Raw genomic sequence first — 15,798 nt, 5'->3', positions numbered from 1 at the left:
CAAACATGACCCAAATCCACGGCGGGCCGCCTCCTGAGGCGGGCCCGCCGTCGTCACGCGTCTCTGTTGCCCCGGATCCGTCGGGCCAAATTCCGTCAGGCCAGAGTACGACGGCGGCTGCCCACCTTCCTGCCCGGGCCGACGGCGTCCAGCTCCTGGGCACCGCAGAGGGGTCCGGCTACTGTGAACCGCCCGCCCTGGTGCGGCGCGCCGACGGCCAGACCCTCCAGCTGACCCGGCTCCTGTACCTGGTCCTGGAGGCCGCCGACGGCACGAACGACCTTGACGGCATCGCCCGGCACGTCAGCGAAGCTTCGGGCCGGCTGGTCAGCGCGGACAATGTCCGGACGCTGATGGACAAGCAGCTGCTGCCGCTGGGCCTGCTGCGGCTGGCCGACGGCAGCCAGCCCGAGGTCAAAAAGTCCAACCCGCTGCTGGGCCTGCGCTTCCGCTACATCGTGTCCGACCCCGAGCGCACCCGCAGGATCACGGCACCGTTCGCAGTGCTGTTCACCCGCTGATCGTGGTGGCCGTGACGGCGGCGTTCCTTGCAGCTTGCTGGTGGGTGCTCATGGTCAAGGGCCTCGGATCGGCCACCCATGAGGCCTTTGAGCAGCCCGCCCTCCTGCTGTTGATCCTCGCCGTCACCATCCTGTCGGCCGGCTTCCACGAGTTCGGCCACGCCGCCGCCACCCGCAAGGGCGGAGCCACACCCGGGGCCATGGGCGCCGGGCTCTACCTGCTCTGGCCGGCGTTCTTCACGGACGTCACCGATTCCTACCGCTTGGGCCGGGGCGGCAGGATCCGCACCGACCTGGGCGGCCTGTACTTCAACGCCATCGTGGCCGTCGCCATCATGGGACTTTGGTGGGCCACCGGCTTCGACGCGCTCCTGCTGGTGGTTGTCACGCAGATCCTGCAGATGGTCCGCCAGCTCATCCCGCTGGTCAAGTACGACGGCTACCACATCCTGGCAGACGCCACCGGCGTGCCCGACCTGTTCCAGCGCATCAAGCCCACCCTCCTGGGAATCCTTCCTTGGCGCTGGGGAAACCCGGAAAGCAAGGTACTCAAGCCCTGGGCGCGCACGGTGGTCACCGTCTGGGTCCTGGTGACCGTACCGGTGCTGCTGTTCAGCATGGTGATGATGGTGCTGTCCCTGCCGCGGCTGTTGGCCACTGGGTGGGCCAGCGCGGGCAAGCAGCAGGAAGCGCTGGCGGCATCACTCGCCACCGGCGATCCCGTGGGCGCGGCCGTGCGCGCCCTCGCCATTGTCGTGGTGGCGGTCCCGGTGCTGGGCGTGCTGTACATCGTGGTGCGGCTGCTGCGGCAGCTGGTGACCGGGCTGTGGCAGAAGACCCGCGGCAAAGCCGTGCAGCGGACGGCCGCCATGGCCGCCGTGGCCGCCTTGTTGGCAGGGCTCGCCTGGGCATGGTGGCCCGACGGCGGGACGTACCGTCCGGTGCAGGCATACGAACGCGGGACGTTGGGTGATGCAACGCGGGCCGTCCTGCCCAAGCCTGCGCGTGCGGGCGTGGCGTTGCGGGAGGGTGCTTCCGGTCAGACTGTTGCGCTGTGGCCGGCGGGTGCTGTGAAGCCCACGCGGGACAAGCCCCAGTTGAGCATGGTGCTGGTGCCGGTGGCGGAGCCTGGCGCCGCCTCTCCCGGGGGTGATGCTCCCTCTGCTGCCGCTTCGGCTGCCGCCCCGTCCTGGGTGTTCCCGTTCGACAGGCCGGCCGCCCCGGCCGCCGACGGAAACCAGGCGCTCGCCGTCAACACCACCGACGGCTCGGTGAAGTACAGCGTGGCCTTCGCCCTGGTGTGGGCAGACGACGGGGAGCCGGTCACCACCACCAATGAGGCTTACGCCTTTGCCAACTGCTCGGGCTGCGCGGCCGTTGCGGTGGGGTTCCAGGTGGTCCTGATCGTGGGACAGACGAATGTGATTGTCCCGGAGAACCTTTCGGCGGCGGCCAACTACAACTGTCTGGACTGCCTGACGTATGCCCTGGCCAGCCAGCTGGTCTTGACGCTTGACAAGCCCCTGGACGGAGACAGCAGACAGCAGCTTGAGGCCTTGTGGGCGCAGATCGCTGAGTACGGAAGGAACATCCAGAACGTCCCGCTCTCCGAGATCCAGGCCACGCTGAATGGGTACAAGGAGCAGATTACGGCCATCGTCAAGGGAGCTTCGGTTTCCGGGGGAACTTCTGTGGCGACGTCCCCTGCTGCGGTCAGCCCCAGCAGTGGTCCGACCCCTGCCCCTACCTCAACCCTTGCCCAGGATGGTCCGTCCGCCACCGCCGATGCACCTGCCCCGGCAGCGACTCAGGTGGCCACCGCACCGGCGGGCCAATACATGGAAAGCGGGCAGCCGACGTCGTCCGTTGACTACGCAACGCCGGCACCAACTGTGGATTACGGGGGAGGAGAGACGGCGGCGCCGGCGCCTACGTCCAGCGCAGGGTAGGGGAGGGGGCACCCCGACCATGCCCCACCGACGATCCCGCCATTGGGATGGGTAGGCCGCCGGGGCGAATGGGGTGCAGCCAACCCTTATGCGAGGTTCGCCGCGCGAGTATGTTGACTGCTGCCGGAGCGTGCTGCCCGGCAGCAGTTCATTTTTGGGGCATGGGCTGGGAACCCCAGACGCGCCGCCCGTGTGTCCGGCGGTTGCCCTTTTAGTCGCCCTTGCTATCCAAGGAGACAACCATGAACAGGAAGAATCTTCCGGTTCTTGCTGCCGTGTTCCCGGCTATCTTCCTCTCCGCAGTTCCGGCTTCGGCCACCACTGCCTCCGATGACGACGTCCTCAACACCTATGTCGACTGCCCGCTGGAGCGCATCGGCTCCCAGCTGGTCCGCTGTGACAACCTCACGGGCTTGGGGCTGGATGCACCTGACTGGATCCCGGAGCAGCGATAGCAGTAGTCGGCGCACTGCCATATCCGGCCAGCTTCTTCATTCCGCCGCGCATCCCACTTATCGACACGCAGATTCCCGAGCGCGCACAATATTTGCTGCGCGGAATGAAACATGCGCGTCGAAATCTCATCGGCGGCTCGACAACCGAAAGGGGTATACCCGAAGCTGGCGCGGGGTGGGGTGGTCAGGGCTGGCGGCAGTGGCCGGATCAGTCGGGTGAGGGTTGATGAAGTTGCGTGAATTCATGCTGGTTGGGTCTGGGTGGTCCACCGGAGATTAGCCTGGCTGCGGGGAAGCAGCCACCTACCGCGTATCCACGTCCTCAAACACCAGGAACGTCTGCGTGTCGAGCACGCCGGGCATGGTCTGCAGCTGGTCGAAGATGACCCGTCGCAGATCGATGTTGTCCACGGCGCGGACCAGCAGGATCACATCGAAGTCGCCGCCCACCAGTGCGATGTGGTGCACCTCGGGGATGGCGCCCAGCTGGTCACGGAGTTCGCGCCAGGAGTCCTGCTTCAGCTTCAGCGTCACATAGGCGGAGGACTTGAGCCCGGCCTTGATCGGGTCCACCAGCGCGGTGAAGCGGGTCAGCACGCCGTCGGAAGTCAACCGGGAGATCCGGGAGTAGGCGTGGGCCCGGGAAATGTGGACGTTCTCCGCGACCTGCGTCACCGACATCCGGCCGTCGCGGGTCAGTTCGGCAATGATCCGCCGGTCGATGTCATCGAGCGCAACCTCGGCTGCAGCGTCCTTGCCCGGCATTTTGTCCACGGCCCCCATCGGTAATCCACGTCACAGTTACAAATCGTCTCCCATAGTAGGCAGTTTGGAGCAGCTTCTCCACGATCTGCGCAGGTGCTGGATACGAAACCTGCTGCAGGACCATACTGGGAGCGAATAGTGGCTACCGAAGGACGGACCAATGACGATCTCCGCAGACCACACCGTGCCGGACACCGCCAGCCCGCAGGAAGCGCCGGAAAACGCGCTGAACGAGGCTGTAAAGAAGTTCGGCATCACGGTGGAGGACTACATGCTCCCCGCCCGGCACCAGATCCAGATGGTGGACCCGGACGGCCGGCTCAAGCCCGAAGGCGAGCAGGGCACCCAGCCCGGCCACGAATACCCCGTGCCCGGCGACAAGGAACTGCTCGAAGCGTACGAACGCCTCGTCGTCGGGCGCCGCGTCAACGACCAGAACTCCGCCCTGGTCCGGCAGGGCCGCATGGCCGTCTACCCCTCCAGCCATGGGCAGGAAGCCTGCCAGGTGGCCGCCGCCCTGTGCCTCTCCGACGGTGACTGGATGTTCCCCACCTACCGGGACGCCGTCGCCGTGATGACCCGCGGTGTGGACCCCGTGCAGGTGATGACCATCTTCCGCGGCGACTGGCACGGCGGGTACGACCCCCTCAAATACAAGGTGGGCATCCAGTGCACGCCGCTGACCACCCAGCTGCTGCACGCCGTTGGGGTGGCCCACGCCGCGAAGCTCCGCGGCGAGGACACTGTGGTGCTGGCCATGTGCGGCGACGGTGCCACCAGCGAAGGCGACTTCCACGAAGCCCTGAACTTCGCCGCCGTCTTCCACCTGCCCGTCATCTTCTTCGTGCAGAACAACAAGTACGCCATCTCAGTGCCGCTGGCGCACCAGTCCGTGGCACCGTCGCTCGCGCACAAGGCTGTGGGCTATGGCATGGCCGGCGAACGCGTGGACGGGAACGACGTCGTCGCTCTTCTCGCCGTCTTGGACCGAGCCGTCAAGCTCGCCCGCGAAGGCTCCGGACCGCTGCTGGTGGAGGCCAACACCTACCGCATGCAGGCCCACACGAACGCCGACGACGACACCCGCTACCGGGAAAACAGCGAAGTTGCGGAGTGGCGGGCCAAGGACCCCGTCAACCGGATGCGCACCTACCTGACGGACCGGGGGCTGCTGGATGACGACGGCGAGGCCCGGATCCGCGAGCACGCCGAGGCGGTTGCCGCACAGCTGCGCGAAGGCCTCAGCGAGGACGTTCCCGTGGACCCGCAGGAACTCTTCCGCCACGTCTTTGACCGGCAGACCCCGCAGCTGAAGGAACAGTCCGCCATGCTTGCCGACGAGCTGGCCAGGGATGCAGCAGCAACTGATTCGAAGGAGGCCGGCAAGTGAGCCCCACCATCACCACCTCGTCCGAGGCCAACGGCAACGTTTCCGCCGCCACCGCCCGGGCCGCCGCTTCCGCTGCTGCGTCCGCCGAAGCCGCCGGCCCGCAGCCGGTCACCATGGCCAAGGCACTGAACACCGCCCTGGCCGACGCCATGCAGGCAGACTCCTCCGTGCTGGTCTTCGGCGAGGACGTAGGGCTCCTGGGCGGCGTCTTCCGCATCACCGACGGGCTCACCGCCACGTTCGGCGAGCAGCGCTGCTTCGACACCCCGCTGGCCGAGTCCGGCATCGTGGGCATGGCCGTGGGCATGGCGATCAACGGCATGCGGCCGGTCATCGAAATGCAGTTCGACGCGTTCGCTTACCCGGCGTTCGAACAGATCGTCAGCCACGTGGCCAAGATGCACAACCGCACGCGCGGAATGGTGAAACTGCCCATGGTCATCCGCATCCCGTACGGCGGCGGCATCGGGGGAGTGGAGCACCACTGTGACTCCTCCGAGTCCTACTACGCCCACACGGCCGGCCTGAAGGTCTACACCCCGGCCACAGTGGCGGACGGCTACCGCATGCTCCGCGAAGCCATCGACTCCGACGATCCGGTGGTCTTCATGGAGCCCAAGAAGATGTACTGGACCAAGGACTCGGTGGACTTGGGCGAGCTGCGCCGGCTCCACGACTCCCGCGGGGACGGCACGACGGCGGGACTTGGCTCTGAGGGGCGTGCCGCCGTCGCGCGTCCCGGCACGGACGCGACGCTGATTGCCTACGGTCCGTCCGTGCCCACCGCTTTGGCCGCTGCCGAGGCCGCTGCGCTGGAGGGGCGCTCGCTGGAGGTCATCGACGTGCGGACCATCGTGCCGTTCGACGACGAGACGGTGTGCGAGTCTGTCCGGAAGACCGGCCGGGCCGTGGTGATCGCCGAGGCGCACGGCTTCGCATCTGTGTCCTCCGAGATCGTGGCCCGGGTGCAGGAGCGCTGCTTCCATTACCTGGCCGCGCCCATCCGCCGCGTGACCGGATTCGACATCCCGTACCCGGCGCCCAAACTCGAAAAGTACTACCTGCCCGGCGTGGACCGCATCCTCGACGCCGTTGACGACCTTCAGTGGGAGAACTGACCATGAGCGAACCACGCGTGTTTTTGTTGCCCGACCTGGGTGAGGGCCTCACTGAAGCCGAGCTCGTGTCCTGGCACGTGGCCGTGGGCGACGAGATTGCCGTTGACCAGCCCATCGCCGAGGTGGAGACCGCCAAGTCCGCGGTGGAGGTGCCGTCCCCCTACGCCGGGATCGTCACCGAACTGCACGGGCAGCCGGGGGAGACACTGGACGTGGGGAAGCCGCTCATCTCTGTTATGCCGCTCTCCGTCGGTGTTGGGAACGACGCGGATGATGCCGCCCCCGCCCCTTCGCCGGACGACCATGCTGCAAGCAGCATGTCGTCCGGCTCAGGAAGGCCCGATGCCACTCCCGGGGCGGCATCATCCGCGTCGGCTGCGTCGGAGGCGGCAGCCGAGACCTACCGGGAAGAGGAGAAGGCCGGGTCCGGGAATGTGCTGATTGGGTACGGCACTCCAGGCGGTCATGGTGTTGCCCGGCGGACCCGTGCGCGGAAGTCTTCTGTGGCGGTGGCTGAACGGACCGAGGCCCCTGCCGCGGAGTTGTCCAAGGAAGACGAGCTCACCCTCCTGCGGACCCGGGTGCCGGGCAAGCTTGGCGCCGTCATCTCGCCGTTGGTCCGCCGGATGGCGCGCGAGCACGGCGTGGACTTGGGAGAGCTTTCCGGTTCCGGCGAGAGCGGGCTGATCATGCGCCGCGACGTGGAGGCTGCGATGCGGACCGAAGCGCCTGTGGCTGAACCTGAGGCCAAGGCGGTGGAGGCGCCGGAGCGTCCGTCTGCTCAGCCGGCCGAATCCTCGGCGGGCTCGGCCACCGACTCCCGTACCGGACTTCCCATTTCTGCACGCACGCCGGTCCGGGGTGTCCGGAAGGCCGTGGCCAGCAACATGGTCCGCAGCCGCTCGGAGATCCCGGAGGCGACCGTGTGGGTGGACGTTGACGCCACGGCCCTTCTGGAGCTCCGGGCGGGGCTGAAGGCCAACGGCACCGAGGTTCCCGGCCTGCTGGCGTTCATCGCCCGGTTCGTCACCGCGGGGCTGAAGAAGTACCCGGAACTGAACACGCGGATCGAGACGGCTGAGGACGGGTCGCAGGAAATCGTGTCGTTCGAGGGCATCAACCTGGGCTTCGCGGCGCAGACCGACCGCGGCCTGGTGGTGCCCTCCGTGCGCGGCGCCGAGAAGCTCAGCGCCCGCGAACTCGACGCAGAGATCCGCCGGCTCACCCAGGTGGCCCGAGACGGCAAGGCGACGCCGGCCGAGCTGGGCAGCGGCACGTTCACCCTGAACAACTATGGGGTGTTCGGCGTTGACGGTTCCGCGGCCATCATTAACCATCCCGAGGTGGGCATCCTGGGCGTGGGCCGGATCATCGACAAGCCGTGGGTGGTCAACGGCGAGCTGGCCGTCCGCAAAGTCACCGAACTCACGCTGACGTTCGACCACCGGGTCTGTGACGGCGGCACGGCCGGCGGCTTCCTCCGCTTCGTGGCAGACGCGATGGAAAACCCCACCTCGCTGCTGGCGGACATCTGAGCCGCGCCGCTGGCCCCGCTCGACGCGTATAAATATGGGTAAGAAGTACGACGGTGGCGCGTGCCGCCGTCGTACTTCTTCAGGCGGTCGCCGTTACTTGGCCCTGACGTTGTAGTAGAGGATGACGCCGTTCCAGCCGGTCTCGGCTGCCAGGACGCTGTTGCTCCACACCAGAGGCTGGTTGTTGTACCAAAGCGGCAACGCGGGCAGTTCCCTGAAAAGCACTTCCTGCGCCTGGTTGAACTTTGCATTGGCCTGTGCCGGGTCAATTGACCGCAGGCCTTCTTCGAGCAACCCATCGAACTCGGGGTAGGAGAAGTTTTCAAGATTCGCAGATGCCCCTGTACTCCATTCAAGGCCCAAGAAGTTGTACAACGAGGGATAGTCGCCTTGCCAGGCGGTGCTGGTCAGGCCGGGGAGGGACTGCGACACGCGCAGGTTCAGAAGATCCGCGAATCTGGGAAGCGCCTGGACCGCAGTCTTGATGCCCAGATTGTTTTCCATGCCTTTAGCGACGGCATCGACCCACTCCTTGTTGCCGCCGTCAGTGTTCGTTGTGAAAATGAGGGGCTTGCCGGCGTCGTACGGCTTTAGGGCTTCTGCCTGCTCCCACAGTTTCTTGGCCTTGTCCGCGTCGAACTTCAAGACATCATTACCGGGAATCGAATCCGAGTAGCCGTCCAGTACCGGCGAAGTGAATTCTGTGGCGGGCGTGCGTGTGCCGTTGAAGATCACCCGGGTGATCTCTTCCCGGTTGATGGCGTGGGATAACGCCCGGCGGCGCAGCTTCCCCGCTTCGCCCTGGAAGTTTGCGTTATAGGGCGGAATTACCAGGGCTGCGTTGACGGCCACCGGCCTGGCAGCATTCCGGGTTTGAAAGTCACTTTTATAGGTCTTGAGTGGCGTTGGCGGGCCCGGAAGAGCTTAAGGATCGATTAAGCCTCCTGGGGGATTCTTGAGACATCAAAGCACCGGAACCCGGAGCTCTTTCGCAGGACCGATCACACCACCGGTCATTCGACAAATTCCTCGCCGAACCGGCGAAAGCCTGAACGGAAAACGGTCAGGAAACCCAGCCGTCCCCCGCGGGGTGGCATCGCATGAAAGGAGCAGTACAGTGTTCACGCTCAAAGGACACCATCGCATCACCGGTATCGTCAGGCTGGCTAGTTCATCATCTTGATTTATTAGCAGAACTTTAGCCTCGACCTCGGAGTGCCTGGATGAACTCACGTCAACGGCCAGGGCGGGGCAGGCACCTGGTACTTGCTGATCGCGGCCTTCGCCTGCTCATACCGGGATCCGCTGGACATGAGCATGTCCTGCTCCATGAAGCTGAACCCAAACAGCCCGTTTACCTTCAGTTCCGCCATTTTGACGTCGTTGAAGAAACCGGCCATGTCGGCATCATAGACAGCCAGGGAGTTATTGTCGGGTTTGTAGTGTGCCAGCAGTGAAAAGCCGTTGCCGTAGCCGTGGAGTGCTTTCACCATCCACGTGGACTGCTCCACGTTCCCGCTGTTGCCCATTGCCTGGAACGACTGGAAGTCCGATCCATCCATGACGTCCTTGAAGAACGGAAGCATTGACCTTCCACCGCCCCTTGCCGGGTCATCGAAGTTGGCAGCCCAGCCGCCCCAGGTCAGCGCAACCTTTGAATTGGGGGCGTATTTATGGAAGGTGTCTTTGGCCTCGCGGTAGGCATCCTTCAAGGCTCTGTAGTAGTTCTGGCCCGTGTCCCAGTAATTCCCGTCCTCGTGGCACGGGTAGGTCTGAAATTCGGTGAACATGGAAACGTACAGCGGCGGGCCGTCTGCTGGGCCGCCCGTGTTCTTTGCCAACCGCACCATGTCGGCCTGGAATTCCCGTGACAAGGGGTAGCTGGCGCCGCAGACCTTCCCGTACTTTGTCTGCACCATGCCGGCGTCCGGCCACCCTTTCGGTCCCCAAGTATCGGTTGTGTATCCATCCCAGATGACCAGATGCATGGCTTTCCCTGCGGCGTAGATCTGCGGTGTCACGGAGGTGCGGAATTTGTCGAAGAACGCCATGTCGGTCCGGTAGTTGTACCAACTGGTAATCATGTTGACTGGCACTTCCTTGACGATTGGCTTGTCCAGGGCGCCATAGGCCTGTGATCCCACACCGAAAAGAAAACTCCCGTGGATCTGCTTCGACTGTTTACCGGGAGGTCCCGAAGTTGTGGAGGGAGCCGCTCTATCCGGGGGTGGCGACGGTATGCATCCTGCCAGGAGAAGGCATGCTGCGAGCACAACAGCGAGCAGCCGCCGCGGCACTGGCGTCCGTCGGCCAGGCAGGTCACGCGCGGACGGTCTGTTGCGGAGGCACCTCCACTGCCGCTTTCGGTCCATGCGATCCATCCTCCCGGTCGCCCAGGCAGGAACTTTAAGGGACAGCCTGGGCCGCCCCCGCGTCAAGCTTTAGGGGCACGCAGATAACGACAATCAGTGCCGGGCAGAGTCGACTGTCCGACACTGTCGATATTGCCCCTTGCTCAGGTCCTGCCGCCACAGCAAAGGTCCTGAAAATGTTGATTACGGGAGATTAGGGGGTTTTGCTCCGGTTGGCGGTTTTAACCTTCCAATGGGGCCCATGCCGTAACCTTGTGAGGATAATTCCTGTTGCTTGGGCGGACACCTGGGAGGGCCTGCCCGGCGTTCCTTCCGGAAACACGCCCCGCAGGAACATGCCTCCCCGGTCTCACAAAAGGGTCAGAACTTTGCCAACTTCAGCTTTGCAGGCTCCCAAGCTCGGTCCGCTCGAAAACCTGGGCTGGACTGCCCTGTCCATCACTGCCGCTGCAGTTCTGCTTCCGGCAATCGGGGTCAGGGCGCTGTCCCGTGCAGTCTTTCCCAAACCTGCCGCAAATGCTGACGAGCGCCATTACCTGATCCAATAGCAGCAAAGGTTTTTCCAAGGATTTGGCTTTATAGCGCTTTTGGGGGTCCTGCTGCTGGCTTCTTGTGGCTAGAATCGGGGCGGGGGTCAGCTGGTGATTCCCGGCTGTCCGCGCTGAGCCGTCCTGGGGTTGGCGCTCGTCCCTGAGGATGCCCGCCCATGTTCCATTTCCGGCCCTTGGCTGCCGCCGCAACCGTGCTGGCCGCCGTCGTGGCTAATGCCGCGCTGATGGCCCTCCCCGCACACGCAGACGAACTGCCCATTCGGGACGCACCGCCGCGGTCAACCCCTGCCGCTGTCCCCACGGATCAGTTCATCGTGCGGATCAAGGGGGGACGGGGGATCGCCTCCGAGGCGACAGCCACGGCAGAAGCCGCCAGGTTAGCGGCCGGAAAAGTCGGCATCTCCGCCCGAAACGTCAGGTCCGCCGCCACGGGAGCGCAGGTCATCAAGACCAGCAAGGCCCTCCCTGCCGCGGACGCCACGGCTTTCCTGGCTGCGCTCAGGGCAGATCCCACTATCCAGTCCGCCGAACCCGACGTCGTTGTGCAGGCGACAGCGGTAGCCCCCAATGACCCCGGCTACACTGCGCAATGGGGCCTGTGGGAAGACGCCTCCGGCATCCGGGCTCCTGGCGCCTGGGACGTGAACCGCGGTACAGGTGCCGTGGTGGCCGTGGTGGACAGTGGCATCACCAGCCACTCGGAACTGAATGCCAAAGTCCTGCCTGGTTACGACATGATGTCCAACGCGGACTGGGCGCGCGACGGTGACGGGCGCGATCCCAACCCGCAGGATGAGGGCGACTGGATGGGCGCGGATGAGTGCGGCGCCGGAACCCCGGCGTCCATCTCCTCATGGCACGGGACCCATGTGGCAGGGACCATTGCAGCGGCCGGCAACAACAATGACGGCATCACGGGCGCTGCTCCTGAGGCAAAGATCCTCCCCGTGCGGGCCCTTGGCTCCTGTGGCGGCTACTCCTCCGATGTAGCGGACTCCATCATTTGGGCCGCCGGCGGAACCGTCCCCGGTGTTCCCGCGAACCCTAACCGGGCGCAAGTGGTCAACCTCAGCCTCGGCGGCATAGGCACGTGCTCCGCCATCGAGCAGGATGCCATCAACTTCGCCTACAACGCCGGCACCGCAGTGGTGGTGGCGGCAGGAAACGCGAACCGCCCCGCAGCAGATATGAGCCCGGCAAACTGCCAAAACGTCATCAGCGTGGCCGCAGCGGGACGCAACGGTGCCCGCGCCAACTACTCAAACTACGGAGCCGCCGTCGACATCACCGCTCCCGGCGGTGACCTTGACGTCGACAACACCTCGGGAATCCTGTCTACCTCCAACTTCGGGTCCACGGCACCGGAGGGTGAGGCGTACGAATTCCTGCAGGGAACTTCCATGGCGGCTCCACACGTGTCCGCCATCGCCGCGATGATGATGTCCGAAATTGGCAGCACCTTCACCCCGGAGATGGTGGAGAAGCGGCTCAAAGCCACTGCACGCCCACTGCCCATTGCCTGCCCCGAAGGCTGCGGCGCCGGATTGGCAGATGCTGCAAAGGCCCTTGCTTTCACCTCCGCCGACCTGCCCGCCAACACTGTCATCCCCGCAGCGGTGACGTTCACGGACAAGGACGGCACCGCCCAGGACACCTTCACCATCCCCACGCAGCAGGGCGTGGAGTACCTTCGGGATGGAAACGTGGTCCCGCCAGGCGTGCGCGCAGGTTCCGGCACCGTGACAGTCTCGGCCCGGGCACTGCCCGGCTACACCATGGCGGCCGGAGCCACCTCACAGTGGGTTTACACGTTCGCCACCACCACTGCACCCGTTCCCGGTTCGCTTATTACCGTCACCCCCTTCCGTGCGTTGGACACGCGCCAATGGTCTCCGGTTCCGGCGGACGGCACAGTCTCCTTCCAAGTGGCCGGCCAGTCCGGAATTCCGGCCAAAGTCTCGGCAGTGGTGTTCAACCTGACAGTGGCCGAAGCCCGGTCCTTCGGCTTCGTCACTGCTTATGCATCGGGCTCAGCCCGCCCAGACGCATCCAACCTCAACTTCGATACCGGCCAGATCGTGGCCAACTCGGTGACGGTTCCGGTGGGCGCTGATGGGAAGGTGACGCTGTTCAACAGGTCATCGGGCACCACGCACCTGCTGGCTGACGTTTCCGGGTACTACCTCGACGGAACGCCGACGGCGGGCGGTGCCTTCCAGCCGATTGCACCGGCCCGGTTCCTGGACACCCGGACCAGCTCTGCGGTGGCGCCCGACAGCACCACCTCGGTCCAGGTGGCCGGCAGGAACGGCCTCCCCGCCAACGTATCCGCTGTGGTGATGAACCTGACGGTGGCCGAGGCGAAATCCTTTGGCTACATCACCGCCTATCCCTCGGGAGCGGCCCGGCCGGATGCCTCCAACATCAACTTCAAGGGGGGCCAGATCATCCCCAACTCCGTCACTGTCCCTGTGGGCGCCGACGGCAAAGTGGTGTTCTACAACCGCTCCAGCGGTGCCACCCACTTGGTGGCCGACGTCTCCGGCTATTACCTGGCTGGGAAGCCGACGGCAGGCGGCACCTTCCAGCCCATGGTCCCCACGCGTTTCCTGGACACCCGCCAGGGTTACCCGGCCGAACCGGACAAGGATGCGGCGTTCCAGGTGACAGGGGAGCACGGGATTCCTGCAGGGGCAACCGCCGTGGTGTTCAACCTGACGGTGGCCCAGGCAAACTCCTTCGGCTACATCACCGCGTATCCCACCGGGAAGTTCCGGCCGGACGTCTCCAGTGTCAACTTTTCGACCGGGCAGATCATTGCCAACTCCGTCACAGTGCCCATTGGTTGGTATGGCAAAGTCAACCTCTTCAACCGGTCTTCGGGGAGTACGCACCTGGTAGCGGACGTCTCGGGGTACTTCCTGCCCGGCTGACAGCCGGCGTTCCGCCGCAGACCGTTCCTTCCATTTCCAAAGTACCGCGCGACGGGGGCCTTGCCGCAAGGCCCCTGTCGCGCCGCATACTGGCGGTCGAAAAGGAAGGGGACGGTTGGGTATGCACGACGTAGTAATAGTGGGGAGCGGCCCCACGGGGCTGATGCTTGCGGGCGAGCTGCGGCTGGCGGGGGTGGACGCCCTTGTCCTGGAGCGGCGACCGTCCCAGGAGTTGGCCGGCTCGCGTGGCGGCGGCATCCATTCACGCACCATCGAGCTGCTGGACCAGCGCGGCATCGCGGGCCGGTTCCTCGCCGAGGGCAAGACGCTTCAGACCGCCGCCTTCGGCAGCACCCAGCTGGACCTGACCGGCTTGCCCACGCGCCACCCCTACACGCTGGCTTTGTTTCAAAACCACATTGAGCGGCTGCTGCTTGAGTGGGTGGAGGAGCTGGGTGTGCAGATCCGTCGCGGCATGGAGGTGGCCGGTGTTTCAGCGGACGACGCCGGCGCAGACGTAGAGCTCGCAGGCGAGGGGCCGGTGCGCGGCAGGTATGTCGTGGGCACCGACGGTGGGCGCAGCGTGGTGCGGCGTTCGGCCGGCATCCCGTTGGTGGGTCCGGATGCGACCCGGAGCAGCCTGATCGCTGAGGTGAAGGTGGCGGGGGAGCCCGGCCAGCAGGGGAAAGTGGACGCCCGGGGCATTCATGGACTGTACCCGATGGGGGACGGCGTGGTCCGGGTGGTGGTCACCGAGGCCACGCTGGGCCCGGCCACCGAGCCAACCCTGGCCGACTTGAAGAAGGCTCTCATCGATGTGTTTGGCACCGACTTCGGCGTGCACAGCCCCATCTGGCTCTCGCGCTTTACCGACGCCACCCGGCAGGCAGAGGCCTACCGGAAGGGCAGGGTGCTGCTCGCCGGAGACGCGGCGCATGTCCACTCACCTACAGGTGGCCTGGGCATCGGGCTGGGGCTGCAGGACGCGGTCAACCTTGGCTGGAAGCTGGGGCAGGTGGTGCTGGGGATCTCGGGCGAGGAGCTGCTGGAGACCTACCATGCGGAGCGCCATCCTGCCGGGGCCCGGTCGCTCAAATACACCATGGCCCAGTCCCTCTTCCAGAAGGCCGATCCCCGGCAGGAGGCCCTGCGCGACCTGCTGGACGAGGTGCTCCGCGTCGATGATGCCGGCGCACCGATCGCCGCCCTGGTCAGCGGACTCGACGTCGCCTACGACCTGGGGCCCGGCCATCCGCTGCTTGGGCGCCGCATGCCCGACCTGGACATCACAACTGCCGAAGGTCCAGGCCGGGTGTACCAGTTCCTGCACCAGGGCCGGCCGGTGCTTCTTGAATTCAGCGGCCCGGCGCTGGAGCCGGGCGCATGGGCGGGCCGGGTGCAGCATGTCCGGGCAATTTGCGACGGCGCGTGGCAGCTTCCCGTGCTGGGCGCGGTGGATGCACCCACGGCGGTCCTGGTCCGGCCCGACGGTTACGTCGCCTGGGTGGGTGAAGGCTCAGTGGAGGGGCTCCCTGAGGCGCTTGCCACCTGGTTTGGTCGCAGTGGCGTTGGCTGCTGAGAGGTTGTTTGGGCCGCCAAGGGTGCTGCAGTTACTGGATCCGGCAGCTACTCCTTGGGGCCCGCGATGTTGACCAGCCATTGGATGCCGAACTTGTCGGTGCACATGCCGAAGGCGTCGCCCCAGATGGCCTTCTCCAGCGGCATTGTCACGGTGCCGCCCTCGGACAGCTTGTCCCAGTAGCCCCGCAGCTCGGCTTCATCGTCACCGCTTAGGGACACACTGAAGGTGTTCCCGGGGTTGTAGTCCATGCGGGCCGGAGTGTCCGATGCCATCAAGGTCAGCCCCGATGGGCCGTCAAGCTGTGCATGCATCACCAGGTTGTCCTCAGCGGGATCCTGGCTTGCATGAAAATCTGCGAACGTGCTCACGTTCAGCTCGCCGCCGAAGACGTCTTTGTAGAATTCCATGGCTTCCCGTGCGTTGCTGCGGAAGCTCAGGTAGGGGTTGAGGCGCGTGGGCATTTGGGCTCCTTCATAGACGGACATCGTTGTCAGCACGGCCATGCTAACAGCGCCGGGGAATGCCGAGAAGGGGTCCCGTCCGCAGGGTGGGGGATGACCGAGAGCCCGGGCCGGCAGCGCCAGGCAGATGGCGCGTGACCGGAAGGTGAACACGCGTTCATCCGCA

At 65.5% G+C, this 15,798-nt stretch carries 13 protein-coding genes; 9 read left to right on the top strand and 4 right to left on the bottom strand.

What is annotated here, in order from left to right; all coding sequences use genetic code 11:
* Window positions 1-5 precede the first annotated feature (5 nt).
* From LFT49_RS16050 to LFT49_RS16040, 3 genes are all read left to right on the top strand, one after another.
* Entirely contained in the window at window positions 6-521 is a 516-nt protein-coding gene (locus tag LFT49_RS16050) for a hypothetical protein (RefSeq protein WP_237428731.1), read from the top strand.
* Between the two features lie 11 nt (window positions 522-532).
* Window positions 533-2,470 carry a hypothetical protein gene (locus LFT49_RS16045; RefSeq protein WP_237428730.1) on the top strand — a complete coding sequence of 646 codons (1,938 nt, stop codon included), beginning with the start codon at window positions 533-535 and terminating at the stop codon, window positions 2,468-2,470.
* Window positions 2,471-2,712: 242 nt separating this feature from the next.
* Complete coding sequence (locus tag LFT49_RS16040; RefSeq protein ID WP_236799281.1) at window positions 2,713-2,925, top strand: hypothetical protein; 213 nt, start codon at window positions 2,713-2,715, stop codon at window positions 2,923-2,925.
* A gap of 303 nt (window positions 2,926-3,228) precedes the next feature.
* Here the strand turns inward: LFT49_RS16040 and LFT49_RS16035 are convergent, their stop codons facing one another.
* Window positions 3,229-3,708, bottom strand: a complete 480-nt coding sequence (locus LFT49_RS16035; protein ID WP_373462155.1) for an Lrp/AsnC family transcriptional regulator — start codon at window positions 3,706-3,708, stop codon at window positions 3,229-3,231.
* A gap of 142 nt (window positions 3,709-3,850) precedes the next feature.
* Here LFT49_RS16035 and pdhA point away from each other — a divergent pair, with 142 nt between their 5' ends.
* The 3 genes from pdhA to LFT49_RS16020 are packed head-to-tail and all read left to right on the top strand — an operon-like array spanning window position 3,851 to window position 7,733.
* Window positions 3,851-5,080, top strand: coding sequence for a pyruvate dehydrogenase (acetyl-transferring) E1 component subunit alpha (gene pdhA, locus LFT49_RS16030; protein ID WP_236799279.1), 1,230 nt, complete (start codon window positions 3,851-3,853; stop codon window positions 5,078-5,080).
* On the top strand, window positions 5,077-6,198 hold the full coding sequence (locus LFT49_RS16025; RefSeq protein ID WP_236820265.1) for an alpha-ketoacid dehydrogenase subunit beta: 1,122 nt from the start codon (window positions 5,077-5,079) through the stop codon (window positions 6,196-6,198). Before pdhA ends, LFT49_RS16025 begins: the two co-directional genes overlap by 4 nt.
* A gap of 2 nt (window positions 6,199-6,200) precedes the next feature.
* The gene (locus LFT49_RS16020) at window positions 6,201-7,733 is read left to right on the top strand and encodes a dihydrolipoamide acetyltransferase family protein (RefSeq protein ID WP_237428729.1); all 1,533 of its coding nucleotides are present in this window, start codon (window positions 6,201-6,203) and stop codon (window positions 7,731-7,733) included.
* A gap of 93 nt (window positions 7,734-7,826) precedes the next feature.
* On the opposite strand, the gene LFT49_RS16015 is transcribed toward LFT49_RS16020, so the two are convergent.
* Window positions 7,827-8,585 carry a peptide ABC transporter substrate-binding protein gene (locus LFT49_RS16015; protein ID WP_236799274.1) on the bottom strand — a complete coding sequence of 253 codons (759 nt, stop codon included), beginning with the start codon at window positions 8,583-8,585 and terminating at the stop codon, window positions 7,827-7,829.
* A 377-nt stretch (window positions 8,586-8,962) separates the two neighbouring features.
* Window positions 8,963-9,817, bottom strand: coding sequence for a hypothetical protein (locus LFT49_RS16010; protein ID WP_236799272.1), 855 nt, complete (start codon window positions 9,815-9,817; stop codon window positions 8,963-8,965).
* A gap of 656 nt (window positions 9,818-10,473) precedes the next feature.
* Between LFT49_RS16010 and LFT49_RS16005 the strand changes: the two genes are divergently transcribed.
* From LFT49_RS16005 to LFT49_RS15995, 3 genes are all read left to right on the top strand, one after another.
* Window positions 10,474-10,653, top strand: coding sequence for a hypothetical protein (locus LFT49_RS16005; RefSeq protein ID WP_236799271.1), 180 nt, complete (start codon window positions 10,474-10,476; stop codon window positions 10,651-10,653).
* Between the two features lie 158 nt (window positions 10,654-10,811).
* Window positions 10,812-13,589 (top strand): S8 family peptidase, encoded by a 2,778-nt coding sequence (locus LFT49_RS16000; RefSeq protein ID WP_237428728.1) that lies wholly within the window; start codon window positions 10,812-10,814, stop codon window positions 13,587-13,589.
* 121 nt (window positions 13,590-13,710) lie between these two features.
* Window positions 13,711-15,168 carry an FAD-dependent monooxygenase gene (locus LFT49_RS15995; RefSeq protein ID WP_237428727.1) on the top strand — a complete coding sequence of 486 codons (1,458 nt, stop codon included), beginning with the start codon at window positions 13,711-13,713 and terminating at the stop codon, window positions 15,166-15,168.
* 47 nt (window positions 15,169-15,215) lie between these two features.
* Here LFT49_RS15995 and LFT49_RS15990 read toward each other — a convergent pair whose 3' ends face one another.
* Complete coding sequence (locus LFT49_RS15990) at window positions 15,216-15,632, bottom strand: VOC family protein (protein ID WP_236799266.1); 417 nt, start codon at window positions 15,630-15,632, stop codon at window positions 15,216-15,218.
* Between the last annotated feature and the right edge of the window lie 166 nt (window positions 15,633-15,798).

It is taken from the genome of Arthrobacter sp. FW306-06-A, from assembly GCF_021870055.1.
In the GTDB taxonomy this organism is placed as follows: domain Bacteria; phylum Actinomycetota; class Actinomycetes; order Actinomycetales; family Micrococcaceae; genus Arthrobacter.
The sequence above is the reverse complement of the archived record's forward strand: the minus strand, read 5'-3'. Positions and strand labels throughout refer to the sequence as shown.

Excerpts from the sequence above, each read along its gene's own strand:
- LFT49_RS16035 (WP_373462155.1), bottom strand. The coding sequence starts at position 3,708 with ATGGGGGCCGTGGACAAAATGCCGGGCAAGGACGCTGCAGCCGAGGTT.
- LFT49_RS15995 (WP_237428727.1), top strand. The coding sequence starts at position 13,711 with ATGCACGACGTAGTAATAGTGGGGAGCGGCCCCACGGGGCTGATGCTT.
- LFT49_RS16050 (WP_237428731.1), top strand. The coding sequence starts at position 6 with ATGACCCAAATCCACGGCGGGCCGCCTCCTGAGGCGGGCCCGCCGTCG.
- LFT49_RS15990 (WP_236799266.1), bottom strand. The coding sequence starts at position 15,632 with ATGCCCACGCGCCTCAACCCCTACCTGAGCTTCCGCAGCAACGCACGG.
- pdhA (WP_236799279.1), top strand. The coding sequence starts at position 3,851 with ATGACGATCTCCGCAGACCACACCGTGCCGGACACCGCCAGCCCGCAG.
- LFT49_RS16000 (WP_237428728.1), top strand. The coding sequence starts at position 10,812 with ATGTTCCATTTCCGGCCCTTGGCTGCCGCCGCAACCGTGCTGGCCGCC.
- LFT49_RS16040 (WP_236799281.1), top strand. The coding sequence starts at position 2,713 with ATGAACAGGAAGAATCTTCCGGTTCTTGCTGCCGTGTTCCCGGCTATC.
- LFT49_RS16020 (WP_237428729.1), top strand. The coding sequence starts at position 6,201 with ATGAGCGAACCACGCGTGTTTTTGTTGCCCGACCTGGGTGAGGGCCTC.
- LFT49_RS16010 (WP_236799272.1), bottom strand. The coding sequence starts at position 9,817 with ATGATTACCAGTTGGTACAACTACCGGACCGACATGGCGTTCTTCGAC.